Annotated in this window: 22 protein-coding genes and 1 pseudogene; 15 read left to right on the plus strand and 8 right to left on the minus strand. The window is 73.5% G+C overall.

Features of this window, described 5'->3' with window-relative positions:
- Positions 1–301 precede the first annotated feature (301 nt).
- A complete protein-coding gene (locus AMK16_RS05945; protein ID WP_073910620.1) occupies positions 302–973 on the minus strand; it encodes a GntR family transcriptional regulator in 672 nt (223 codons plus the stop codon).
- Between the two features lie 193 nt (positions 974–1,166).
- Here AMK16_RS05945 and AMK16_RS05950 point away from each other — a divergent pair, with 193 nt between their 5' ends.
- Both AMK16_RS05950 and AMK16_RS05955 read left to right on the plus strand, forming a co-directional pair.
- Positions 1,167–2,051, plus strand: a complete 885-nt coding sequence (locus AMK16_RS05950; RefSeq protein WP_073909395.1) for a (2Fe-2S)-binding protein — start codon at positions 1,167–1,169, stop codon at positions 2,049–2,051.
- A 253-nt stretch (positions 2,052–2,304) separates the two neighbouring features.
- Positions 2,305–3,363 (plus strand): DUF2637 domain-containing protein, encoded by a 1,059-nt coding sequence (locus AMK16_RS05955; RefSeq protein ID WP_073909398.1) that lies wholly within the window; start codon positions 2,305–2,307, stop codon positions 3,361–3,363.
- A 36-nt stretch (positions 3,364–3,399) separates the two neighbouring features.
- Here the strand turns inward: AMK16_RS05955 and AMK16_RS05960 are convergent, their stop codons facing one another.
- The 4 genes from AMK16_RS05960 to AMK16_RS35720 all read right to left on the minus strand — a co-directional run bounded on the left by AMK16_RS05960 (position 3,400) and on the right by AMK16_RS35720 (position 8,689).
- Entirely contained in the window at positions 3,400–3,780 is a 381-nt protein-coding gene (locus AMK16_RS05960) for an ATP-binding protein (RefSeq protein ID WP_073910624.1), read from the minus strand.
- A gap of 193 nt (positions 3,781–3,973) precedes the next feature.
- Positions 3,974–5,716 (minus strand): pyruvate dehydrogenase, encoded by a 1,743-nt coding sequence (locus AMK16_RS05965; RefSeq protein ID WP_073909400.1) that lies wholly within the window; start codon positions 5,714–5,716, stop codon positions 3,974–3,976.
- 85 nt (positions 5,717–5,801) lie between these two features.
- On the minus strand, positions 5,802–7,028 hold the full coding sequence (locus tag AMK16_RS37040; RefSeq protein WP_242438606.1) for a protein phosphatase 2C domain-containing protein: 1,227 nt from the start codon (positions 7,026–7,028) through the stop codon (positions 5,802–5,804).
- A gap of 1,247 nt (positions 7,029–8,275) precedes the next feature.
- Entirely contained in the window at positions 8,276–8,689 is a 414-nt protein-coding gene (locus AMK16_RS35720; protein ID WP_073909403.1) for a hypothetical protein, read from the minus strand.
- Between the two features lie 200 nt (positions 8,690–8,889).
- On the opposite strand from AMK16_RS35720, the gene AMK16_RS05980 reads away from it, so the two are divergent.
- Complete coding sequence (locus tag AMK16_RS05980; RefSeq protein WP_073910627.1) at positions 8,890–9,867, plus strand: helix-turn-helix domain-containing protein; 978 nt, start codon at positions 8,890–8,892, stop codon at positions 9,865–9,867.
- Between the two features lie 24 nt (positions 9,868–9,891).
- Positions 9,892–10,401 (plus strand): annotated as a pseudogene (locus AMK16_RS05985) (DUF456 domain-containing protein); the annotation flags it as partial.
- A 72-nt stretch (positions 10,402–10,473) separates the two neighbouring features.
- Here AMK16_RS05985 and rsgA read toward each other — a convergent pair.
- Positions 10,474–11,604, minus strand: coding sequence for a ribosome small subunit-dependent GTPase A (rsgA, locus tag AMK16_RS05990; RefSeq protein WP_073909405.1), 1,131 nt, complete (start codon positions 11,602–11,604; stop codon positions 10,474–10,476).
- 376 nt (positions 11,605–11,980) lie between these two features.
- Here rsgA and AMK16_RS05995 point away from each other — a divergent pair, with 376 nt between their 5' ends.
- The gene (locus AMK16_RS05995; protein WP_073909408.1) at positions 11,981–12,385 is read left to right on the plus strand and encodes a VOC family protein; all 405 of its coding nucleotides are present in this window, start codon (positions 11,981–11,983) and stop codon (positions 12,383–12,385) included.
- 122 nt (positions 12,386–12,507) lie between these two features.
- Positions 12,508–13,050, plus strand: coding sequence for a GNAT family N-acetyltransferase (locus AMK16_RS06000; protein WP_143196799.1), 543 nt, complete (start codon positions 12,508–12,510; stop codon positions 13,048–13,050).
- A gap of 15 nt (positions 13,051–13,065) precedes the next feature.
- Here the strand turns inward: AMK16_RS06000 and AMK16_RS06005 are convergent, their stop codons facing one another.
- A complete protein-coding gene (locus tag AMK16_RS06005) occupies positions 13,066–13,815 on the minus strand; it encodes a helix-turn-helix transcriptional regulator (protein WP_073909414.1) in 750 nt (249 codons plus the stop codon).
- Between the two features lie 47 nt (positions 13,816–13,862).
- Positions 13,863–14,978: a YihY/virulence factor BrkB family protein gene (locus AMK16_RS06010; RefSeq protein WP_073909416.1), complete on the minus strand. Its 1,116-nt coding sequence runs from the start codon at positions 14,976–14,978 to the stop codon at positions 13,863–13,865.
- A gap of 17 nt (positions 14,979–14,995) precedes the next feature.
- On the opposite strand from AMK16_RS06010, the gene AMK16_RS06015 reads away from it, so the two are divergent.
- The 9 genes from AMK16_RS06015 (at position 14,996) to cysD (ending at position 23,398) form a co-directional block, all read left to right on the plus strand.
- Positions 14,996–16,642, plus strand: a complete 1,647-nt coding sequence (locus AMK16_RS06015; RefSeq protein WP_073909419.1) for an acyl-CoA dehydrogenase family protein — start codon at positions 14,996–14,998, stop codon at positions 16,640–16,642.
- A gap of 350 nt (positions 16,643–16,992) precedes the next feature.
- Complete coding sequence (locus AMK16_RS06020) at positions 16,993–18,282, plus strand: helix-turn-helix domain-containing protein (protein WP_073910631.1); 1,290 nt, start codon at positions 16,993–16,995, stop codon at positions 18,280–18,282.
- Positions 18,283–18,287: 5 nt separating this feature from the next.
- The gene (locus AMK16_RS06025; protein ID WP_073909422.1) at positions 18,288–18,908 is read left to right on the plus strand and encodes a GNAT family N-acetyltransferase; all 621 of its coding nucleotides are present in this window, start codon (positions 18,288–18,290) and stop codon (positions 18,906–18,908) included.
- 92 nt (positions 18,909–19,000) lie between these two features.
- A complete protein-coding gene (locus AMK16_RS38290; protein ID WP_309550570.1) occupies positions 19,001–19,084 on the plus strand; it encodes a putative leader peptide in 84 nt (27 codons plus the stop codon).
- Positions 19,085–19,298: 214 nt separating this feature from the next.
- Positions 19,299–20,993: a nitrite/sulfite reductase gene (locus AMK16_RS06030; RefSeq protein ID WP_073909425.1), complete on the plus strand. Its 1,695-nt coding sequence runs from the start codon at positions 19,299–19,301 to the stop codon at positions 20,991–20,993.
- Positions 20,990–21,169: a hypothetical protein gene (locus tag AMK16_RS06035; protein WP_073909428.1), complete on the plus strand. Its 180-nt coding sequence runs from the start codon at positions 20,990–20,992 to the stop codon at positions 21,167–21,169. The genes AMK16_RS06030 and AMK16_RS06035 overlap by 4 nt, the downstream gene beginning before the upstream one ends.
- Positions 21,166–21,867, plus strand: coding sequence for a phosphoadenylyl-sulfate reductase (locus tag AMK16_RS06040; RefSeq protein WP_073909431.1), 702 nt, complete (start codon positions 21,166–21,168; stop codon positions 21,865–21,867). Before AMK16_RS06035 ends, AMK16_RS06040 begins: the two co-directional genes overlap by 4 nt.
- Positions 21,868–21,902: 35 nt before the next feature.
- Complete coding sequence (cysC, locus tag AMK16_RS06045) at positions 21,903–22,448, plus strand: adenylyl-sulfate kinase (protein WP_073910635.1); 546 nt, start codon at positions 21,903–21,905, stop codon at positions 22,446–22,448.
- On the plus strand, positions 22,445–23,398 hold the full coding sequence (gene cysD / locus AMK16_RS06050) for a sulfate adenylyltransferase subunit CysD (protein ID WP_073909434.1): 954 nt from the start codon (positions 22,445–22,447) through the stop codon (positions 23,396–23,398). The genes cysC and cysD overlap by 4 nt, the downstream gene beginning before the upstream one ends.
- The last annotated feature ends 1 nt before the right edge of the window (position 23,399 follow it).

Raw genomic sequence — 23,399 nt, forward strand, 5'->3', positions numbered from 1 at the left:
CCCGGGCACACCCGGCCCCGCCGGCGTTTGAGGCGCGGGGTCCGGGTAATCCAGCCTCGCCGGCGTTTGAGGCGCGGGGTCCGGGGCGGAGCCCCGGCGGCGGCGCCGCGCCCGCGCCTCGCTCCTCTGCCTTACCGGCTGCCTCCCCGACGCCCCATGCGTAAGGCCCACCCATGCAGCCCCGCCCGCCCGGAAGCGCAGGACCCGGGCACACCCGGCCCCGCCGGCGTTTGAGGCGCGGGGTCCGGGGCGGGCCCCCGGTGGCGGCGCCGCGCTCCGGGATCGGCGCACGCGCCGTGCGTCAGGACGCCGAGCCCTGGAAGTGCTCCCGCACCAGGGACTCCACGACCGGCAGGTCACCGGCGATCAACGCCTCCAGCAGCGCCGCATGCTCAGCCGCATCGGCGACGAGATCCGCCCGCCGAACCCGCGGAGCGCCCGGCAGGGGCCACTGCGCCCGGCGGTGGAGCTCCTCCGCCACCTGCACCAGCTGCTCGTTGCCGGCCAGCGCGAGCACCCGCCGGTGGAAGGCCCGGTCCGTGTCCGCGTACCCCGGCACGTCCCCCGCCGCCGCCGCCTCCGCCGTCGCGGCGGCCGCCGGGCGCAAGCCCTCCCAGGTCTCCGCGGGCACGCTGCGGGCCAGCCGCAGCATGACGGGCACCTCCAGCAGGGCCCGTACCTCCGCCAGCTCGGCGAGCTCGCGCGGGGTCCGCGACAAGACGCGGAAGCCCCGGTTCGGGAGGCATTCCACGGCCCCCTCCAGCGCCAGCTGCTGCATCGCCTCGCGCACCGGGGTCGCGGAGACCCCGAAACGCTCCCCCAGCGCCGGACCCGAGTAGATCTCCCCCGGCGCCAGCTCCCCGTCGACCAGCGCGGCGCGCAACGCGTCGAGGATCTGCCCGCGCACCGAATGGCGCAGCACCTTCCGGTCGGTTTTCCCCTCCGGCATCCGCGCCGGGATCTGTGCCGGCATCTGCGCCGGCATCTGCGCCGCGATCGCCGGCTCCGCCCCGATCCCGCCCTGGGCCACTTCGCGCACTCGGTCCTCCTCACCTGGTCTCGGCCTGTCCAGAGAATAGGTGACCCGGGCAAGGCGACCCCGGGCACATGGAGATCAGCTAAGGTAAGGCTTACCTGTTAACGATCGTGCGATTCGGTGGACCGCCATGACCGTCACGACCCTCGGCGCCCCCGGCGCCTTCGACCTCCCACCCGCCCCGCCCGGCTCCCCGGTGGCCGACTCCTACGCGCGCCTCGCGCAGGTCTACGGCGGCCTACGGGTCGTCGAGCAGACCGCGGACGAAGCGGCCCCCCGCGGTGCGGGCTGGGTCGGCGCGGACGAGCTCGCGGCGGGCGGAACGGCCCTCGACACCTTCCTGGCCTGGGACGACGCACAGGTCCTGCGAGATTACGGACACCAGGCCCGCCCCGACGTGGTCGCAAGCTTCGGCCTCCACCGCTACGCGTGGCCGGCCTGCCTGCTGATCACCCTGCCGTGGTTCCTGCACCGGCGGGTCCCCCGGCTCCCGGCCGGCCAGGTGGCCTTCCACCGGACCCTCGGCCGGATGGCCGTGCACGTCGCGGAGTTCGCCTGCCTGCCGGACGACCCGGCGGCCGCCCTCCCGGGGGCCCGCGTCGTGCCCGACGAGGAGGCGCTGCGGGGTGAGGTGCGGGCCGCGGTGGCCCAGCACCTCGGGCCCGTGCTGGAAGGTTTCGGCCCGCGCATGCGGCGCGGCCGCCGCGCGCTGTGGGGCATGGTGACCGACGAAGTCGTCGAGAGCCTCTGGTACATCGGCCACCTGCTCGGCGAGGAACAGCGCGCGACGGCCGAGCTGGAGGCGCTCCTGCCCGGCTCGACCGCCCCGTACACCGGGGGCGCCGGATTCCGTACGCTCACGGGTCCGGACGGCGGGAAGCTCCCCACGCGGGACCGGGCCAGCTGCTGCCTCTTCTACACCATCCGGCCCGAGGACACCTGCGTCACCTGTCCCCGGACCTGCGACGCGGACCGCCTCGCCCGGCTCACGGCAGCGGATGCCTTCGCCTCCTAGAACGCCGGCCCGGAAGCCCTGACATCGCACGGCGGCGGCCATCGCGGCCCCTCCCGCGCCGAACCCACCCCCAGGGGTGACGGCGATCGAACTGGACTCCGTCCGCACGGGCACGCGTTCGAAGCACAACACCCTATCCGGCGTGCCCCGCCCCCCGATGGCGTCCTCTTGCCCCGAAACCCGCGTGCACGGCCGGCCGGCTGCGCCACTATGGCGCCCGGAACGCCGCATACGCGAGGCAAGGGACATCCGCATGAGACTGACCGACATATCGCTGGACTGGCTGCTGCCCGGCAGCCTGCTGATCCTGGGCGTACTTGCGGCAGTTGCGGTATTGGCCCGGGGCAGGCGCGAAAGCGAGAAGGCCGTGTCCGAGGACAGCTGGGAGCGCAGCGAGGAGCGCCGCAGGCGCAAGGAGGCCGTCTACGGGTCCGCCTCGTACGTCCTGCTCTTCTGCTGCGCCGCGGTCGCCGCCGCACTCTCCTTCCACGGACTGGTCGGCTTCGGCCGGCAGAACCTCAACCTCTCGGGCGGCTGGGAGTACCTGGTCCCCTTCGGCCTCGACGGCGCCGCCATGTTCTGTTCGGTGCTCGCCGTCCGCGAGGCCAGCCACGGTGACGCCGCCCTCGGCTCACGCATGCTGGTCTGGCTGTTCGCGGGCGCGGCCGCCTGGTTCAACTGGGTGCACGCCCCGCGCGGCATGGGCCACGACGGAGCCCCGCAGTTCTTCGCGGGGATGTCGCTCTCGGCTGCCGTCCTCTTCGACCGCGCCCTCAAGCAGACCCGCCGGGCGGCGCTGCGCGAGCAGGGGCTGATCCCCCGGCCGCTGCCCCAGATCCGGATGGTCCGCTGGCTGCGGGCGCCCCGGGAGACCTTCGGAGCGTGGTCACTCATGCTGCTGGAGGGGGTGCGCACCCTCGACGAGGCCGTGGACGAGGTGCGCGAGGACAAGAAGGAGAAGGAGAACGACCGGCACCGCAGGCGCGAGCAGCACCGCTTGGACCGGGCGCACATCAAGGCGCTCGGCCGGCAGAACCGCGCGTTCGGGCGGGCTCGCGCCCGCGAGGGCGACATGCCGGGGCTGGCTCCTGGAACGGGCTCCGCGCCGGTCGGCGCGGAGCCGGCCATAGCGGCGCAGGGACAGCTGCCCCCGCACCGAAGGCCCTCCTTGCAGGCCGTGAACGGAACCGAAGGCTCTGAAGCGGCCGGCCCCCGGACGGTGGACCTCACCGCCGAGGACGACACCCAGACGATCCCGCGCCTCGACTCCCTGGAACGCAAACTGAAGGACCTGGAGCAGCAGTTCGGCTGACCGGTCCTGCCCGCGGTACCCGCAGGGCCCGCCCGTTCAGGCGAGCCCTCCCTCCATCTCGAACCAGACCACCTTGCCGCGGCCCGGCCCCAGCGCCTCCACGCCCCAGGCGTCCGCGAGCGCCTGCACCAGCACGAGCCCCCTGCCGTGCGTACCGTCGTCGGCGGTCGGTACGTGCGGCCGGGGACGGGGCCGGGGCCGGCGGTTGGCGTAGTCCCGGACCTCCACCCGTAAACGGGTGGCGGCGAGACTCGCGCACACCTCCGCGCCCTGCCCGGTGTGGACGAGTGCGTTGGTGACGAGTTCGGTGATGAGGAGTTCGGCCACGTCGGCGGAATCACTCCGGCACCGATGGCGCATCAGCTCCCGCAGCGCCCGCCGCACTTCGCCGACGGCCTTCAGATCCGCCCGGCGCACGCTCCGGGTGATCTCCAGCTCGTCCACCGCTCCCCCGTCCCCGTCGGACGGTTCGCGCGGTTCGGGCCGCCCTCTCCTTCCCTGCTTCCCTGTCTTCGCCCCCACCCGCACGGCGCTGTACCTCCCGCGTCCACTGCTCTCGAACAGGTCTACGGGATGCATGCCCCCCGGGCAGATCCGCACTCCTTCGGCCTCAGGGACGCGGCACGTTGCGCAGGTTGGATCGAGCCATCTGGACCATGCGGCCCACCCCGCCGTCCAACACGATCTTGCTGGCCGAAAGGGCGAATCCGGTCACCATCTCGGCCCTGATCTTCGGCGGAATGGACAAGGCGTTGGGATCGGTGACCACATCGACCAGAGCGGGTCCGGAGTGCCGGAACGCGTCCTTCAGAGCGGCGTTGAGCTGCTTGGGCTTCTCGACGCGGACCCCGTAGGCGCCCGCTGCCCGGGCGATGGCGGCGAAGTCCGGGTTCGTGTACGTCGTCCCGTAGGCGGGCAGGCCGGAAACCATCATCTCCAACTCGACCATTCCCAGAGATGAGTTGTTGAAGAGGACCACTTTGACGGGGAGGTCGTACTGCACGAGGGTGAGGAAATCTCCCATCAGCATCGAGAAACCGCCGTCACCGGACATGGACACCACTTGACGTCCGCGATCCGTGAACTGTGCCCCGATGGCCTGCGGGAGGGCGTTGGCCATGGAGCCGTGGCTGAAGGAGCCGATGATGCGCCGCTTGCCGTTCGGCGAAAGATAGCGCGCCGCCCACACGTTGCACATGCCCGTGTCGACGGTGAACACGGCGTCCCCGTCGGCCAGTTGGTCGAGGACCGCGGCCACGTACTCGGGGTGGATGGGGGTGTGCTTCTCCACCTTGCGCGTATAGGCCTTGACGACCCCTTCCAGCGCCTCCGCGTGCTTCTTCAGCATGCGGTCCAGGAAGCGGCGGTCCGTCTTGGCCTTCACGCGCGCATTCAGGGCGCACAGGGTCTCCCGTACGTCTCCCCAGACGGCGAGGTCCAACTGGGATCGGCGGCCCAGGTGTTCGGGCCGGATGTCCACCTGGACGATCTTCACGTCATCGGGCAGGAAGGCGTTGTAGGGGAAGTCCGTGCCGAGCAGGATCAGCAGGTCGCACTCGTGGGTCGCCTCATAGGCCGCGCCGTAGCCCAGGAGCCCGCTCATGCCGACGTCGTACGGGTTGTCGTACTGGATCCACTCCTTGCCGCGCAGGGCGTGCCCGATGGGCGCCTTCACTCGTTCGGCGAAGTCCATCACCTCGGCGTGCGCGCCGGCGGTGCCGCTGCCGCAGAAGAGGGTGACCTTGTCCGCCTCGTCGACGAGGCGGACCAGCTTCTCGATTTCGCCCTCCCCGGGGCGTACCGAGGGCCGTGCCGTGACGAGGGCGTGCTCCACCGTCTTGTCCGGCGCGGGCTGGGAGGCGATGTCCCCGGGCAGGGTGATCACGCCGACGCCGCTGCGTCCGACGGCGTGCTGGATGGCGGTCTGGAGCACCCGGGGCATCTGCCCGGGGTTGGAGATCATCTCGCTGTAGTGGCTGCATTCGGTGAACAGCCGGTCGGGGTGGGTCTCCTGGAAGTAGCCGAGCCCGATCTCCGAGGAGGGGATGTGCGAGGCGAGCGCGAGGACGGGCGCCATGGAGCGGTGGGCGTCGTACAGACCGTTGACGAGGTGCAGGTTTCCCGGGCCGCAGGAGCCCGCGCAGGCGGCCAGGCGGCCGGTGATCTGGGCTTCGGCGCCGGCCGCGAAGGCGGCCGTCTCCTCGTGGCGCACCTGGATCCAGTCGATGCCGCCCGTCCGGCGGATCGCATCCACCACCGGGTTGAGGCTGTCGCCGACGACGCCGTACATCCTTCGTACGCCGGCGCGCACGAGGATGTCGACGAACTGCTCTGCCACGTTCTGCTTGGCCATGAGGGAGGCACCCTTCCCGGTGTCCGGCCCGGTCCCGTCCGGTGGTCCGTCGTGTGTGCCTCCCATCCAGCCATGTGTGGGGCGGTTACGCCTCCCAGACCGCGGCGGCCGTACGGTCGTCCGCGTACCCCTTGAGGCGGAGCTGGGTGTCCGCGAGGAAGGCCGCGAGGCCGGGCGGCTGCGGCCGGCCCCAGCGCGCGGCCAGCTCGGCGCAGAGCAGCTCCTCCTCCCGCATCGGCTCCGCCAGGCCGCCGGAACAGAGCAGCAGGACATCGCCCGGGCGGGCCACGGTGGCGCGGAACCGGAAGCAGGCGGCGCCGGGCGCGGGGGCCGCGGGCTCGTCGCCCCCCGGGGGCCCGGCGGGGGGCCCGGCTGCCGGTTCCAGGTCCTGCCAGGCGCCTTCCCGCAGCCGGAACAGTCCGCCCGCGCCGGCGCCGAAGCAGACCCGGGTGCGGCATGCGGGGTCCACCGGGAGCAGCAGGCCGCGCAGTCCGGCCGCGTACGTCTCCTCGGCGAGGCCCAGCTCGGCGGCGCGGACCCGCAGGCGGCCGTAGCCCCGGTCGGTGAGGCGCTGCAGCCCCGAACGCAGCGCGTCACGGCGTCCGGCGCGGATGTCCTCGGCGAGCCGTTCCCGGCTGCGGCCGACGGCGCCCGCGACGGTGTGGCAGAGCTCGGCGGCGGCTTCGCCCGCGCCCGGCGCCGCGCGGTCGCCTCCGGCCAGGGCCACCAGGACGAGGGCGTCGTCGCCGGCGCCGAAGCGGGCCGTGAGCAGGACGTCCCGGCGGGCCTCGCCGCGGAAGCGGGCGGAGTCCCCGCGCAGGGAGGCGGCCCGCAGGGTGTAGGTGCCGTAGCGGGCGCCTTCGAGGACGGTGTCGGGGGCCGGCGGGGTCCAGCCGTTGAGGGAGGCGGGGTCGGTGAGCGGCAGCGTGCCGGGCTCGGCGGCGTAGGTGGGGGCGCGGTCGCCGAGGTGCCGTACCTCGGGCCGGTCGGCGGCGGGCGGGGACGGCGCCGGTTCCTGCGTCGGCGTCGGGGGCGGTGGCGGCTTGCGCCGGGCACCGGAGCCTGCCGGGACCTCAACGGCGCGGGCCCCGGGCGGGGCCTCGGGGGGCGCCCCTTCGTGCGGCACGCCCCGGCGCTCGGCGGGAAGTCCGGGCGGCTGCGCCGGCTCGGGTCCGCGCACCGGCGGGACCCGCACACCCCCGAGGGCGTACCCGGTGGCGCCGCCCTCCCGGGGATCGCGCAGGGGCGGGGCGCCCGCGTCCGCGCGCGGATCCTGCGACCAGGGCGCGCCGGCCGACGGCGCCTGCGGCAACCCGGCACCGGCCACCCGGTCCGGGCCGGCGGGCGGGGGCCCGGGCGGGGCCCCCGCCCCCGCAGCGGCGGGGGCCTCACCACGCGAAGGCGGATCCACCGGAAGGCCGGACGGCGCGGGAGGCTCCCCCTGGGGCCTGCGTACGAAGGCCCCGCCCGGCCCCGGGTCACCGGGCGGGCAAGGCGGGGGCAGCGGACCCGCCGGGCCCGGAACCCGGCGTACGGCCGCCCCGTCAGGCGGCGGCGCAGCGCAGCCCGGCGCGGCCGGCGGCGGAACCGGACGCGGGGGCACACCGAGGGGCGGCGGTGCGCCGGCAGGAACCCCGTCCGGAAGTGCACGGCCCCCCGGCGCCGCAGGAGCCTGCGCGGCTTCACCAGAGGCCGGAAGGCCACCCGGCCACGCAGGAGCCTGCGCGGGTTCATCGGCGGCCGGAACGCCGCCCGGGGCGGGAACACCCCTCGGTGGCACGGCGCGTCGGTCACCCGGCGGAGGTCCGGCGGAGGCCGGATGCCGAGGGCCTGGCAGGAGTCCCTCCGTGCCCCGCCGCGCCTCCGGCGTCCCCGGCGGCTCCCCGGAACCATCCTCCGGCGCCCGGGCCGGATCCGGCACCCGGCCGCCGGGAGCCGTCCCAGGGTCGGGAACCCCCGCCCCGACGGGATCCGGCGCCCGGCCGGGGCCCGACTCCGCGTCGGGGTCCGGCGTCTGGGCGGGGATGCCCGTCCGGGTCTGGGCAGGCGCTTGGGTGGGGGGTGGTGGTCCGTTCGGGGGTGGGGCCGTGGTCAGGATCGTGGCCGAGCGGAAGCGGGTGTCCAGGGTGTCCCCCGGGTCCGGCTCCGGGCCCGGTTCCGGGTCCTCGTAGAGCTTCTGCCACCAGTCGTCCGCGCCCTGCTGACTCATGCCCCCATTCTCGGCCTCCCGCCGGGGTGAAAAACGCCGAACGCGCGAAAAGGTTCCACCGGGCCGCCGCCCGGTGGACCCCTTCCGCCTTACCCGTACGGCCTAGCGGACGTCGTACGCCCGCGCGGCCGTCTGGGTCACCGACGCGCCGTTCGCGTCGGTCAGTTCGACCTTCAGCGATACCGGCTTGCCGGAAGCACCCGTGTGGTCCACGACCGCGGTCCACTTGCCGCCGCGCCCGCTGCCCCCGGCCTCGGTCCAGTGCTCACCTTCGTACGAGTACGACAGCTTCGCCGACTTCAGCGGACCGGGCGCGCAGCCCGCGTGCCCGGTGACGCCCAGCCCGATGCTCAGGCCCTTCGCCGCGCGAACTTGGTGGCCTTGCCGTCGAATCCGGCGGCCCAGGCGGCCGGGGCGTTGACCTGCTTCGTGGAGCGGTCCAGGCTGGCCCGGACCTTGCCGTCCAGCCAGAGCTTGCGCAGGCCGCCGGACACCGAGCGCGCGCGGGCGTCCGTACCGGTGACGTCGGCCCACAAAGCGGCGGCCTGTGCCTTGTCGGCGGCGAGGGCGACGCCGCCGGTCGAGCCGAGGACCAGGGAGCGGTCGGCGCCGCGGGCCGCTCCGCGGCTGCCGCGCTCCCGGCGACGGGTCTGTTCTCCGGCGCTGCGCCGCCGCTCGGTTGTGCCGTGGGAGGGGCCCGCGGCGGTGACGGCGAGGACGGCCGCGGTGGCCGTTCCCCATGCCGTGCGCGATATCGGGCGCATCGCTCTCCCCGGGTCGATTCCGGCCCAACTGCCGCGTTGCACGGCAAAGCTGCCGCGTACGTGGCCTGTGGCCGGCGGATGTCGGTGCTGCGGTGGAATGACCTTGGCAGAGTGGCGGCGGGTGCGGCGATGATGTCCGCGGCGGGTTTGCGCCGTGGCCGCTTCCCGCCAGGCGCTGTGCTGAGAGGTGGGTGGACGGGTTGCTGGGTGCGATAGGCCTCGACGAGGGCCAGGAGTCGGCGTACCGCGCGCTGGTGGCGCTGGGGGCGGCGGAGGTGCCCGACCTCGCGCACCGGCTGACGCTGCCGGTCCCGCAGACCGAGCGGGCGCTGCGGCACCTGGAGCGCCAGGGGCTGGCCGCCCAGTCCTCCTCGCGCCCGGGGCGCTGGGTGGCGGCCCCGCCGGGGGTCGCCCTCGGGGCGCTGCTGACGCAGCAGCGGCACGAGTTGGAGCAGGCGGAGCTGGCGGCGGTGCTGCTCGCGCAGGAGTACCGGGCGGAGGCGGCCGAGCCGGCGGTGCACGACCTGGTGGAGGTGGTGCAGGGGGCGAGCGCGGTGGCGCACCGCTTCCACCAGCTTCAGCTGGGCGCGGCGCAGGAGGTGTGCGCGCTGGTCAGGGGCCGCTCGCAGGTGGTGACGGGTAGCGACAACGAGGCGGAGGAACGGGCCCCGGTGCGCGGTGTCGCCTACCGGGTGGTGATCGAGCGGGAGGTCCTGACGGCGCCGCGGGGGATCCGGGAGGCGTCCTCGGCGCTGGCCCGGGGCGAGCGCGTGCGGGTGACGGGCGGGGTCCCCACGAAGCTGGTGATCGCGGACCGGACGCTGGCCATGGTCCCGCTGACGTCGCGCGGCGCGGAGCCGGCGGCGCTGGTGGTGCACGCGTCGGGTCTGCTGGAATCGCTGATGGGCCTCTTCGAGGCGGTGTGGCGGGAGTCGCTGCCGCTGCGGCTGGGCGCCTCGGGGGCGCCGGAGGAGTCCGACGGCGGTCCGGACGCAACGGATCTGGAGATCCTCTCCCTCCTGCTGGCGGGGATGACGGACGCGAGCGTGGCGAAGCACCTGGAACTGGGCCTGCGGACGGTGCAGCGGCGGGTCAGGAGGCTGATGGAGCTGTCCGGGGTCACGACGCGGCTCCAGCTGGGCTGGCACGCGTACGAACGGGGCTGGGTGGCCCGATAGTCCCTGGTCGGTCAGGCGGAGCAGATGGAGCTGCCTCAGCTGCCGGCGGGGCTGGTGCTGCTGCTCGGGACGCTCGGGGTGCCGGTCCCCGGGGTGCCGGGCACCTGGCTGGTGTGGGCGGGGGTCCTGTGGTGGGCGCTGCGCGAACGGTCGGCCGGGGCCTGGACCCTGCTGGCCTGGACCACCGCCCTGCTGCTGGTGGTCCAGGTGGTGAAGTGGCTGCTCCCCCCGCGACGGCTGCGGCGCGTGGGGGCGCCCCCCCGGATGGCGGCGTACGCGGGCGCCGGCGCGGTACCGGGCTTCGTACCGGTCCCGGCGGTGGGGGCGGTCCCGGGTTTCGTGGGCGGCGTCTACCTCTGCGAGCGGCGCGAGCGGCTGCGCCTGGGTGCGCCCGGCGACGCACGGGCGTCGGTACGGGCGTCGGTACTGGATGTGATGCGGGCGGTGATGCGGGCGGTGGGCACGAGCGTGCTGGTGGAGCTGGTGGAGCTGCCGGCCTGCCTGCTGGTGGCGGCAGCCTGGCTGGGCACGGTCCCGTCGACAGTCCGTGGCCCCCGGGGCAGGCGGGAGCCGGGCCCCGGGGGGGCCGGCTCCCGCTGGGTCAGGTCAGCGGTTGCCGCGCTTGGCCGCGTAGTTGGCCCGGCCTTCCGCCGCCCTCAGGCGCCAGTCCCGCCGGATCTCCGAGCGGAGCCTCGCGTCCGTCTTCGCGACGATCCGCTGGTTCTCCCGCAGCAGCTTGCGGTAACTGTCCAGGCGGCGCTCCGCCAGCTCCCCCGACTCCACGGCGGCCAGCACCGCGCACCCGGGCTCGGCTTCGTGCGCGCAGTCGTGGAAGCGGCACTCCTGGGCGTACTCCTCGATCTCCGAGAAGACCTGGCCGACCCCGGCCTCCGCGTCGAAGAGCCCGACGCCCCGCAGGCCGGGCGTGTCGATGAGGACCCCGCCGGCCGGCAGGGCGAGCAGGTTGCGCGTCGTGGTCGTGTGGCGGCCCTTGCCGTCGACCTCGCGGGCCTCCTGGACCTCCATGACATCGGCGCCGAGGAGCGTGTTGGCCAGGGTGGACTTGCCCGCGCCGGAGATGCCCAGCAGCACGCTGGTGCCGTCCGACAGGATGGCGGTGAGCGTGTCGGTGCCCTCCCCGGTGAGGGAGGAGACGGTGAGCACCTGGACCCCCGGCGCCGTGGTCTCCACGTCCTGGACCAGGTGCGCGAGCGTCGCCGGGTCCGGGACCAGGTCCGCCTTGGTGAGGACGACAAGCGGCTGGGCCCCCGACTCCCACGCCAGGGCCAGGAAGCGCTCGATGCGCCCGAGGTCGAGTTCCACGGCGAGGGAGACGGCGATGACCGCGTGGTCGACGTTGGCGGCGAGGATCTGCCCTTCGGAGCGCTGCGAGGAGGTGGAGCGTACGAAGGCGGTCCGGCGCGGCAGGTACGCCTTCACGTAGCGCGGGCTGCCCGCCGCTTCGACGGCGGCCCAGTCGCCGGTGCAGATGACCTTCAGCGGGTCGTGCGGGGTGACGAAGGCGGTGTCGGCGCGGACGATCCCCTCCGGGGTCATGACGTCGCACTGACCGCGGTCGACGCGTACCACCCGCCCGGGCACGAGGCCCTGCGCGGCGTACGGGGTGAACTCGGCCTGCCAGGCGTCGTCCCAGCCGTAGGGGGCGAGGGGGTGCGCGGAGGAGTCCTGGGGAAAAGAGGAGTCCTGGGGGAAAGAAGAGGAAGACGGGAAAGACAAGGGGAACCCTTCACAGGGTGGCCCCGGCAGCGCACGCCCGCCCGGTGGCGGCGCGCGAAGAGGTGTGAGGTCAGCCGGGGACCACGGAAGTGACATTGATGGTCTTCTGAGTGCGGGCAGCGCCCTGCGCGACGACAGTCATCAACGAACTCACCTCCGGGTCCGAACACGAGCGGACGGCTCCACGCCGGTCGGCGGGATACGGAAGTACGGTAACAAGTCCCGCTGGGCGGGGGCCAATTCTTTTTCCGGCTCTCCGGCTCTCCGGCTCTCCGGCTCTCCGGCTCTCCGGACAGCCGTACAGCCGGATCTGCGGGCGGCGAACATGTCCGTTTCCTTCAAGACGGGGCCGCCCGTGGGTGCCTAGCCTGCGGGTATGACTCCTCGACTCGACATGATCGGCCTGGTCGTCTCCGACATGGCCGCCTCGCTCGCCTTCTACCGCCGCCTCGGGCTGGAGGTTCCCGCCGACGGTGACGGTCAGCCGCACGTCGAAGCCGCCCTGCCCGGCGGGCTGCGGATCGCGTGGGACACGGAGGAGACCGTCCGCTCCTTCGACCCGTCCTGGACCCGTCCCACCGGGGACGGCCGCCGGGAGCTCGCCTTCCTGTGCGACTCCCCCGCCGAGGTGGACGCCATGTACGCGGAGCTGACCGGCGCCGGCTACACCGGTCACCTCAAGCCGTGGGACGCCTTCTGGGGCCAGCGCTACGCGGTGGTCCTCGACCCGGACGGCTGCTGGGTCTCGCTCTTCGCCCCGGCGGCGCCGGCCGCCGCCTAGGACCTGTCCGGCCGATCATGTTCGGAGCCACACCCCGCCCCATGCCCAGAACCACGTCCTGACCCGAAGGCGAGCCACATGACTGAGCTCGACAGATCCCAGAAGTGCGCTTGACTGCCAGGATGAACATCAACTCGACGGAAGTAAGTCCGTCCATGACCGTGCAGGTCAGGCGTTTCCGTAACGACGATTCGGTGGAACAGCTCACTCTCCTGCTCCACCGCGCCTACGCAGACCACGCCGCTGCCGGGCGGGTCTTCTTCGCCTCCTACCAAACTCCGCAGGACACACAGCACCGCCTGAGCAAAGGCGAGTGCTGGGTCGCGATGGACGGAAACGTACTGGTAGGCACGGTCACCGTGTCGGCTCCACACATCACTCCGGCCGGATACCCAGCGCCAGCGGGAGGGGGCTCGTTCTGGCAACTGGCTGTCGAGCCATCGCAAAGAGGCACCGGCCTCGGACAACGACTGCTGGCTCTGGCAGAGTCACGCATTACCGCCCTCGGATCGACGCAGGTCGTCATCGATACCTCCTCGCAGGCAACAGACCTCGTCGACTGGTACCGCCGGCGAGGCTACGCGCCGATCGGCACTTGGAGGTGGGACGTCACCAATTACGACAGCATCGTCCTCATGAAGAACCTGCCGCCGACAACTTCGTGATCGCCCGGACAGGTCCTAGGCGCTCGGCGCGGTCCCGGCCGTGTGAGTGCCCGGTGCGGTACCGGCCGTGTGAGTGCTCGGCGCGGCCCCGGCCGCGTAGGTGCTCAGCGTGGTGCCGGCCAGTGCGCGGACCTCGCGGGCCAGGTGGGGCTGGTCGGCGTAGCCGGTGAGGAGGGCGACCTCGGCGTACGGCGTGCCCGAGCGGGTCAGGGCCAGCGCACGGCGCAGCCGCAGCACCCGGCCGAGCGTGCGGGGGCCGTAGCCGAAGGCGTCGAGGCAGCGGCGGTGCAACTGGCGCTCGCCGAGGCCGACCGCGGCGGCGATCCGGGCCACCGCCTCGCCGGCCCGCAGCCGGGCCGTGACCTCGGCGGCGAGGGGGTCGGGCGGCCCGGTCTCGGCGGCGCGGCGGGCGGCCAGCGCCTCCAGTGCGGCCCGCGGGTCCCGGTGGCCCGCCACCAGTGCGGACAGCCGGCGCACCTCAGCGGCCGGCCACAGCTCCGCCAGTTCCACGCGCCGGTCCCGCAGGACGTGCGCCGGTACGCCGAGCAGCGCGGGCGCGGTGCCGGGCGCGAGCCGGATCCCGGCGAAGGATCCGCCCGGGACCTCCCCGGCGGGGTGCGGCCCGGTGTCGGGCCCGGCCACCAGCAGTCGCCCCCCGGCCCACAGCAGGTCCATGCAGCCGTCGGGCAGCACCGTCCCGCCGCCGCCCCCGGCCCGCCACAGCACGGCTCCGGGCAGGGCTCGCGACGGTGTTTCCTCGTACATCCTCCCAGGCTAGGGGGTGTGTCGCCGGTCAGGGCGGGCCCGGCTGCTCAGTGCTTGCGCAGCCGCGAGGTGTAGTCCTCCGGCGGCAGGAACTTCGACCACCGCTCCGGGAACTCCGACGGCATGCCGGCGTCCTCGTCGTCCTCCGACTCGCCCTCGGCCATCGCCCGCCAGGCGGCGGCCCGCGCGATCAGCCGCGCGGCCTCCGCCTCCCGGGCCCGCTCGTTCGCCTCGCGCGCCGCCGCCGTGGCCACCGACGGCCAGACCCGGTCGATCGCCGCGTTGACGGCCGCGCCGACGAGCACCGCGAAGGCGGAGATGCCGATCCACAGCAGCACCGCCACCGGCGCGGCCAGCGAGCCGTAGATCGTCGGCCCTTCCACGGTGTTGGTCAGGTAGATCCGCAGCAGGAAGGAGCCCACCACCCACATCGCCAGGGCCACCAGCGCCCCCGGCACGTCCTCGATCCACGGCGAGCGCACCGGGACCGACACGTGGTAGAGCGTGGTCAGGAAGGCGATCGACAGCACGGTCACGGTAGGCCAGTACAGGACCGCGATCACCTCGGTGCCCCAGGGCACCAGCCGGACCACCGCGTCCGGTCCGACCACCATCAGCGGCAGCACGATGGCGCCGATCAGCAGGGCGATCACGTACAGCAGGAAGGCCAGCAGCCGGGTCTTGACGATGCCGCGCTGTCCGTCGAGCCCGTACATCACGGTGATGGTGTCGATGAAGACGTTGACGGCGCGGGATCCCGACCACAGGGCGAAGGCGAAGCCGAGCGAGATCAGGTCCGGGCGGCCCCGGCCGGTGACGTCGTCCAGCAGCGGTTTTGCGATCTCGTTGACGCCCCGGTCGGACAGGACCGTGCCGACGGCGCCCAGGATGTTCTCCTCGATGCTGGCGACCGTCTGGGTGTCGGTCCAGCCGTCCACGTAGCCGAGGAGGCCCAGCAGGCCGAGGAAGAGCGGGGGCAGCGAGAGCAGCGTGAAGAAGGCCGCCTCCGCCGCGAGCCCGAGGATCCGGTACTCGATGCAGGAGTTGACGGTGTCCTTCAGGAGCAGCCAGGCCATCTTGCGCTTCGAGACGTTGCGGTAGAGGGCGCGGGCCCGGTGGAGCCGTCCTGGGATCCGCTCGGGTGTTTCTTTTGCTGGCTGCACGTCCTTACGGTATCCGCATGGCAGCCACCACCCACACAGTCAGCAACCAGCCCCCGCCCCTCGTGGGCTACGACGTCTACGGGGGCGACCGGGCCCTCAGCGAGGGGGTGGCGCGGCACCTCGCCTCCGCGGACCCGGAACTGCTCGGCGAGGTGGGCCGGGAGCTCACCCTCCTCGGTACGGCCGCGGGCTCCGCGCAGGCCCAGGGATGGGGGGTCCAGGCGAACGAGTACCCGCCGAGACTGCGGACGCACGACCGGTACGGCAACCGCGTCGACGAGGTCGAGTTCCACCCGGCCTGGCACCGGCTGCTCGGGCACGCCGTGACGTCGGGCCTCACCGACGCGTGGGGCCGCCCGGCCGGCCATCTGCGGCGCGCGGCCGGGTTCTTCGTGTGGTCCCAGGCCGAGGCCGGGCACGGCTGCCCCGTCTCCATGACCCACGCCGCGGTGCCGGCCCTGCGGACCGATCCGGAGCTGGCCGCCGAGTGGGAGCCGCGGCTGACCTCGCACGTGTACGAGGAGGGGCTGCGGCCGGCCGGGCAGAAGGCCGGGGTGCTGTTCGGCATGGGGATGACGGAGAAGCAGGGCGGCAGCGACGTACGGGCGAACACCACCGCCGCGGTGCCGCTGGACGCGTCCGGCGAGTACCTGCTGACGGGACACAAGTGGTTCTGCTCGGCGCCGATGTGCGACGGGTTCCTGGTGCTGGCGCAGGCCCCGGGCGGCCTGACCTGCTTCCTGGTGCCGCGGGTGCTGCCGGACGGCACGCGCAACGCCTTCGCCATCCAGCGGCTGAAGGACAAGCTGGGCAACCGGTCGAACGCGTCGAGCGAGGTGGAGTTCGACGGGACGTGGGCCCGGCGGGTCGGCGAGGAGGGCCGGGGGGTGCGGACCATCATCGAGATGGTCGCGGCGACCCGGCTGGACTGCGTGATCGGCTCGGCGTCGCTGATGCGGCAGGCGCTGACGCAGGCCGTACACCACGCGGAGCACCGCTCCGCCTTCGGAGCGGTGCTCCTTGATCAGCCGCTGATGCGCAACGTCCTCGCGGACCTGGCCCTGGAGTCGGAGGCGGCCACCACCCTCACCCTGCGCCTCGCGGCCGCCTACGACGCGGGCACGGACCAGGAGAGGGCCTTCCTGCGGCTCGCCGTGCCGGTCGCCAAGTACTGGGTGACCAAGCGCTGCACGCCGATGGTGGCGGAGGCGCTGGAATGCCTGGGCGGCAACGGGTACGTCGAGGATTCCGGCATGCCGAGGCTGCTGCGCGAATCCCCGCTGAACTCCATCTGGGAGGGCTCGGGCAACGTCCAGGCCCTGGACGTGCTCCGCGCCCTCCAGCGGGAGCCGCAGGCACTGAACGCCTTCCTCCAGGAGGTGGGCCTGGCACGGGGCGCCGACCACCGGCTGGACGCGGCCGTCAAGGACCTGCTGACGGACCTCGCCGACCTGGAGGGGATCGAGGCACGGGCCCGCCGGGTGGTCGAGCGGATGGCCCTGGTGCTCCAGGGTTCGCTGCTGGTGCGGTGGGCGCCGCCGCAGGTGGCGGACGCGTTCTGCGCCTCACGGCTGGGCGGCGACTGGGGGGCGGCCTTCGGCACGCTGCCGCACAGCCTGGACCTGCGGGCGGTCGTCGAACGGGCGCGGATCGCGGGTCGGTGAGGGGTGCCTGACGGCACCCCGCGGTCCCCAAACCGCTCCGATCCGCGCTCCGGGCCCGCCGGCCGGGCAACAGGGGTGGCGCCGCGCCGACTCGGCGCCACCCCGGCCCGAAGAAGCCCCGAGGAGGAGCTGTCACGCCGCCGGGCGGCGTCCGGACAGTTTCGGTCGTCCGGCCGGAACTTGGCGAGGGTTGCGTACCGTTGCAACCTTTGACCGCGGCGCCGCCGCCGGGAGCGCCGCGGGAAGCGTCCGCGCACCGCCGTGCGGCGCGCCGCACGTCCTGTTCGCAACGGGAGGTTCCGGTGGCCGACACCGCACGCAGCACGGTCGACGTGGCCCGTATCTCGGCCATGGACCCGCGGGAGGCCGCGCGCCTGCTCAAGGGGGTGCGGGCCGCCGCGCTGGCCGGGGACCTGCCGCCCGCCGCGCCCCGTCCGGAGATCGCCGCGTCCTGGCGGCGGATGCTCGACGGCGGGGTGCACCCGGACCGGGACGCGCGGTCGCGGATGCTGTCCGCCGCCGAGACCGAGGAGCGGCGGCGCGTCTCACCGCTGCGGGAGGTCCTGCCGGCGCTGCGCGAGGGCCTCCTGCCGGCGCTGGACCACGCCCTGCACATCATGGTCGTCGCCGATGCGGAGGGGCGGCTGCTGTGGCGGGAGGGGCACGCCTCGATCCTGCGCAAGGCGGACCGGCTCGGCTTCGCGGTCGGTGCCCACTGGGACGAGGCCGTGGTCGGCACGAACGGGGTGGGCACCGCGCTGGTGGCCCGGCGGCCGGTCCAGGTGTTCTCCGCGGAGCACTTCGTCTCCAGCCACCACGACTGGACCTGCGCGGGTGCGCCCGTACGGGATCCGCGCGACGGGCGGTTGCTGGGCGTGGTCGACGTGAGCGGTCCGCTGGCCACCATGCACCCGGCGACGCTGGCCTGGGTGACGTCGGTGGCCCGGCTCGCGGAACGGGAGCTGCGGCTGCGGCACCTGGAGTCGCTGGAGCGGCTGCGGGCGGTGGCCGCCCCGCTGCTGGCGAGGCTGCCGGGGCGGGCGCTGGCGGTGGACCCGCACGGCTGGACTGCGGCCGTGACGGGCCTGGCCCCGGTGGAGCGGGTTCCGCTGCCCAAGTCCTTCGGGCCGGGCCGCGTGTGGGTGCCGCAGCTGGGCGACTGCGCGGTGGAGCCGCTGCCCGGCGGCTGGCTGCTGCGGATCGCGCGGGAACCGGCGGCCGCGGGGGCGACCCGGCTCGTACTCGACGTCAGCCGGCCCGGATCGTGGTCGGCGACGGTGTACGGGGCCGCCGGGAGCTGGTCGCAGGACCTGAGCCCGCGCCACGCGGAGCTGCTGTTCCTGCTGGCGCAGAGCCCCGGGGGCCGGTCGGCGGCGGAGCTGTCCGCGGAGCTGTTCGGCGACCCGGGGCGGACGGTGACGGTCCGGGCGGAGATGTCCCGGGTGCGCCGGCACCTGGCGGGCGTGCTGGACAGCCGGCCCTACCGCTTTTCGCGGGACGTCGAGGTGGAGCTGGTCCGCCCCCGGGACCCCGCGGCGCTGCTTCCCCACTCCACTGCCCCCTCGGTGGTCCGGGCGCGGCTGGGGCGCAGCGGGCCCCGGGGCGGCCCGGGGCGGCGGGCGGCGGGTGTGGTTCCCTGAGCTGCATGAGCACCGTCACCCTCACCACCTGGTCCCTGGAAATGACCTCTGCGTCGGACCTCGTGCCGGCGGCCGTCCCGGGGCCGGAGATCACCGTCAGCCGTGCGGAGGTCCCCTCCCCGGAGTTCAGCCGCTTCCTGTACGCCTCGGTCGGCGGTGACATCCACTGGACGGACCGGCTGTCCCTGACCCGCGCGCAGTGGGTGGAGCAGCTGGGGCGGCCGGGCGTGGAGACGTGGGTGGCCTACGACCGCGGGACGCCGGCCGGGTACGCCGAGTTCGACCCGCAGGACGACGGTGTGGTGGAGATCGTCTACTTCGGCCTGCTGCCGGACTTCCGGGGCCGCCGCATCGGGGGGCACCTGCTGACGGTGGGCGTGGCCCGTGCGTGGGACCTCGCGGAGCGCTGGCCGGACCGCGAGCCGACGCGCCGCGTCTGGCTGCACACGTGCAGCCAGGACGGCCCGACGGCGATGGACAACTACCTGCGCCGCGGCTTCAAGGTCTTCCGGACGGAGACGGAGTCCAAGGAGGAGACCCCGACCCCCGGTCCCTGGCCGGGCGCCCAGGTCCTGCTCTCACCCGCCCGCGGGGGTGGTGCGGGCACCACGGGCACCACAGCGTGACCCCGATCACGCCGTCCCGCGATCCGAGACGACTTCGTCCGGATCGTGGACAGTAGTGGACTCCTCCAATCGGCACATGACACGCTTCCGCCATGAATGGAGCTGGAATTGCCTTGGTGAGTCGGCGGCACGTCGACCTCGGCCGCATGTCCAGCGCCATCTGTCCGGCGAGCTGACGGAACCAGCAACCGCCGCACATCGCCGCAATCCCGGCATCGCCGCCGTGGACGCGTCGATCACCGCAGCCCCCTGAAGGCCGAATACCGCCCTGCTCGCCGGCCACCCCGGCGAAGGCGCGGTCATCCGCCGCACCCGCTCAGCGTCCCAGGGGTCAAGCCGCCGCTCCCCTCCCCGCCCCTGCCCTGAGCCGCCCGAGAAGGACGTACCGCCATGGCCGCCACCCCCGAAACGCCCGCAGCCGCCGCGCGCCGCAAGACCGGCCGTCACCGCGGTGAGGGCCAGTGGGCCGTCGGACACCACACCCCCCTCAACGGCAACGAGCAGTTCAAGAAGGACGACGACGGTCTCAACGTGCGGACACGCATCGAGACGATCTACTCCAAGGCGGGTTTCGACTCGATCGACCCCAACGACCTGCGCGGCCGCATGCGCTGGTGGGGCCTCTACACCCAGCGCAAGCCCGGGATCGACGGCGGCAAGACCGCGATCCTGGAGCCGGAGGAGCTGGACGACAAGTACTTCATGCTGCGCGTGCGCATCGACGGCGGCCGGCTGACCACCGAGCAGCTGCGCGTCATCGGCGAGATCTCCGAGGAGTTCGCGCGCGGCACCGCCGACCTCACCGACCGCCAGAACGTGCAGTACCACTGGATCCGGATCGAGGACGTCCCGGAGATCTGGCGCCGCCTGGAGGCCGTCGGGCTCTCCACCACCGAGGCCTGCGGTGACACGCCCCGCGTCATCCTCGGTTCGCCCGTCGCCGGCATCGCCCGGGACGAGATCATCGACGGCACCCCCGCCATCGAGGAGATCCAGCGCCGTATCGTCGGCAATCCGGACTTCTCCAACCTGCCCCGCAAGTTCAAGTCCGCGGTCTCCGGCTCGCCCCTGCTCGATGTGGCGCACGAGATCAACGACGTCTCCTTCGTCGGCGTGGTACACCCCGAGCACGGCCCCGGCTTCGACGTCTGGGTCGGCGGCGGCCTGTCCACCAACCCCAAGCTCGGCGTGCGCCTGGGCACCTGGGTCTCCCTCGACGAGGTCCCGGACGTCTACGAGGGCGTCATCTCCATCTTCCGCGACTACGGCTACCGCCGGCTGCGCAACCGCGCCCGCCTGAAGTTCCTCGTCGCCGACTGGGGCCCGGCCCGGTTCCGCCAGGTCCTGGAGGAGGAGTACCTGCGGCGCAAACTCACCGACGGGCCCGCCCCCGAGCAGCCCACCGGCCAGTGGCGCGACCACGTCGGTGTCCACGAGCAGCAGGACGGCCGCTTCTACGTCGGCTTCGCCCCGCGCGTCGGCCGCGTCGACGGCGCCACCCTCACCAAGATCGCGGACGTGGCCGCCCAGCACGGCTCCGGCCGGCTGCGCACCACCGCCGAGCAGAAGATGATCGTCCTCGACATCGAGGCCGACCGGGTCGACTCGGTCGTGGCCGCGCTGGAGGCGCTCGACCTGCGGGTCAAGCCGTCCCCGTTCCGCCGCGGCACGATGGCCTGCACCGGCATCGAGTTCTGCAAGCTCGCCATCGTCGAGACCAAGGCGCGCGGCGCCTCGCTGATCGACGAACTGGAGCGGCGCCTGCCCGATTTCGCCGAGCCGATCACGATCAACATCAACGGCTGCCCGAACGCCTGCGCCCGTATCCAGGTGGCGGACATCGGTCTCAAGGGCCAGCTGGTCCTGGACGACGACGGCAACCAGGTGGAGGGCTACCAGGTCCACCTCGGCGGCGCCCTCGGCCTGGAGGCCGGCTTCGGCCGCAAGGTCCGCGGCCTCAAGGTCACCGCGGCCGAGCTGCCCGACTACGTCGAGCGGGTCGTCCGGCAGTACGAGGACCAGCGCGAGGACGGCGAGCGCTTCGCGGCCTGGGCCGCCCGCGCCGACGAGAAGAGCCTCTCGTGAGCGAGCGCGCCGCCCCGTTCCACTGCCCGTACTGCGGCGACGAGGACCTTTTCCCCCACGAGTCGGGCCACGGCGCCTGGGAATGCCGGTCCTGCAACCGGGCCTTCCAGCTGAAGTACCTCGGGCTGCTGGCCCGGGGTGTCCGGTCCGACACCGCTGGAGAGGACGAGATATGACGACGGTTCAGGAGACGCGCGACCTCAGGGAGCTGGCCGAGCGGGCGGGCCGGGACCTGGAGGACGCCTCCGCCCTGGAGATCCTCACCTGGGCGGCCGAGACCTTCGGCGAGAAGTTCGCCGTGACCTCCTCCATGGAGGACGCGGTCGTCGCCCACCTGGCCTCCCGCGCCCTCCCGGGTGTCGACGTGGTCTTCCTCGACACGGGCTACCACTTCGAGGAGACCATCGGCACCCGCGACGCGGTCGAGGCCGTGATGGACGTCAACGTCATCACGCTCACCCCGCGCCAGAGCGTCGCCGAGCAGGACGCGCAGTACGGGCCGCGGCTGCACGAACGCGACCCCGACCTGTGCTGCGCGCTGCGCAAGGTCAAGCCGCTGGAGGAAGGCCTGGCCGCGTACCAGGCGTGGGCCACGGGCCTGCGCCGCGACGAGTCCCCGACCCGGGCGAACACCCCGGTCGTCGGCTGGGACGAGAAGCGGCAAAAGGTCAAGGTCTCGCCGATCGCCCGCTGGAGCCAGGACGAGGTCGACGCGTACGTCGCCGAGCACGGCGTGCTCACCAACCCGCTGCTGACGGACGGCTACGCCTCCGTCGGCTGCGCCCCCTGCACCCGCCGCGTCGCGCCGGGCGAGGACGCGCGGGCCGGCCGCTGGGCCGGGCTCGGCAAGACCGAGTGCGGGCTGCACGGCTGATGGCGAACTACACAGAACCGACGGAGAAGAAGCAGATGAGCGTGAGCGACCAGGGCGCCACCGTGTGGCTGACCGGGCTGCCGAGCGCGGGCAAGACCACCGTCGCCCGCGCGCTGGCGGTGCGGCTGCGCGCCGAGGGCCACCGCGTGGAGGTCCTCGACGGCGACGAGATCCGGGAGTTCCTCTCCGCCGGCCTCGGCTTCAGCCGCGAGGACCGGCACACCAACGTGCAGCGGATCGGCTTCGTCGCCGAACTCCTCGCGCGCAACGGCGTCAAGGCGCTCGTGCCGGTGATCGCCCCGTTCGCCGACAGCCGTGAGGCCGTCCGGGGGCGGCACGCCGCCGAGGGCACCCCGTACCTGGAGGTCCACGTGGCCACCCCGGTCGAGGTCTGCTCCGAGCGTGACGTGAAGGGCCTGTACGCCAAGCAGGCGGCGGGCGAGATCTCGGGTCTGACCGGGGTCGACGACCCGTACGAGGCGCCACAGAGCCCGGACCTGCGTATCGAGTCGCACACGCAGTCCGTGCGGGAGTCGGCCTCGGCCCTGCACGCGCTGCTCACCGAGAGGGGCCTGGCATGACGACCACCGTCACCCACCTGCACGACGCTGCGAACAATTCCTCCGGCGCCGGGCCCTACGCGCTGTCGCACCTCGACGCCCTCGAATCGGAGGCCGTGCACATCTTCCGCGAGGTGGCGGGCGAGTTCGAGAAGCCGGTGATCCTCTTCTCCGGCGGCAAGGACTCCATCGTCATGCTGCACCTGGCACTGAAGGCGTTCGCGCCGGCGCCGGTGCCCTTCACCCTCTTGCACGTCGACACGGGCCACAACTTCCCCGAGGTGCTCCAGTACCGCGACCGCACGGTCCAGGAGCACGGCCTGCGCCTGCACGTGGCCTCCGTCCAGGAGTACATCGACGCCGGCAAACTGCGCGAGCGCCCGGACGGCACCCGCAACCCGCTGCAGACCCTCCCGCTCACCGAGGCGATCCAGAACCTCAAGTTCGACGCCGTCTTCGGCGGCGGACGCCGCGACGAGGAGAAGGCCCGCGCCAAGGAACGCGTCTTCTCCCTGCGCGACGAGTTCTCCCAGTGGGACCCGCGCCGCCAGCGCCCCGAGCTGTGGCAGCTCTACAACGGCCGCCACGCGCCCGGCGAGCACGTGCGCGTCTTCCCGCTGTCCAACTGGACCGAGCTGGACGTGTGGCAGTACATCGCCCGCGAGTCCATCGAGCTGCCGCAGATCTACTTCGCCCACGAACGCGAGGTCTTCCTGCGGGGCGGCATGTGGCTGACGGCCGGCGACTGGGGCGGCGCGAAGAAGGGCGAGAAGCCCGAGACGCGCCTCGTGCGCTACCGCACCGTCGGCGACATGTCCTGCACCGGTGCCGTCGATTCCGACGCCACCACGCTCGACGCCGTGATCGCCGAGATCGCCGTCTCCCGGCTCACCGAGCGGGGCGCCACCCGGGCCGACGACAAGATGTCCGAAGCCGCGATGGAAGACCGCAAGCGCGAAGGGTACTTCTAGA

Origin of the sequence: Streptomyces sp. CB00455 (assembly GCF_001905445.1) — a bacterium.
In the GTDB taxonomy this organism is placed as follows: domain Bacteria; phylum Actinomycetota; class Actinomycetes; order Streptomycetales; family Streptomycetaceae; genus Streptomyces.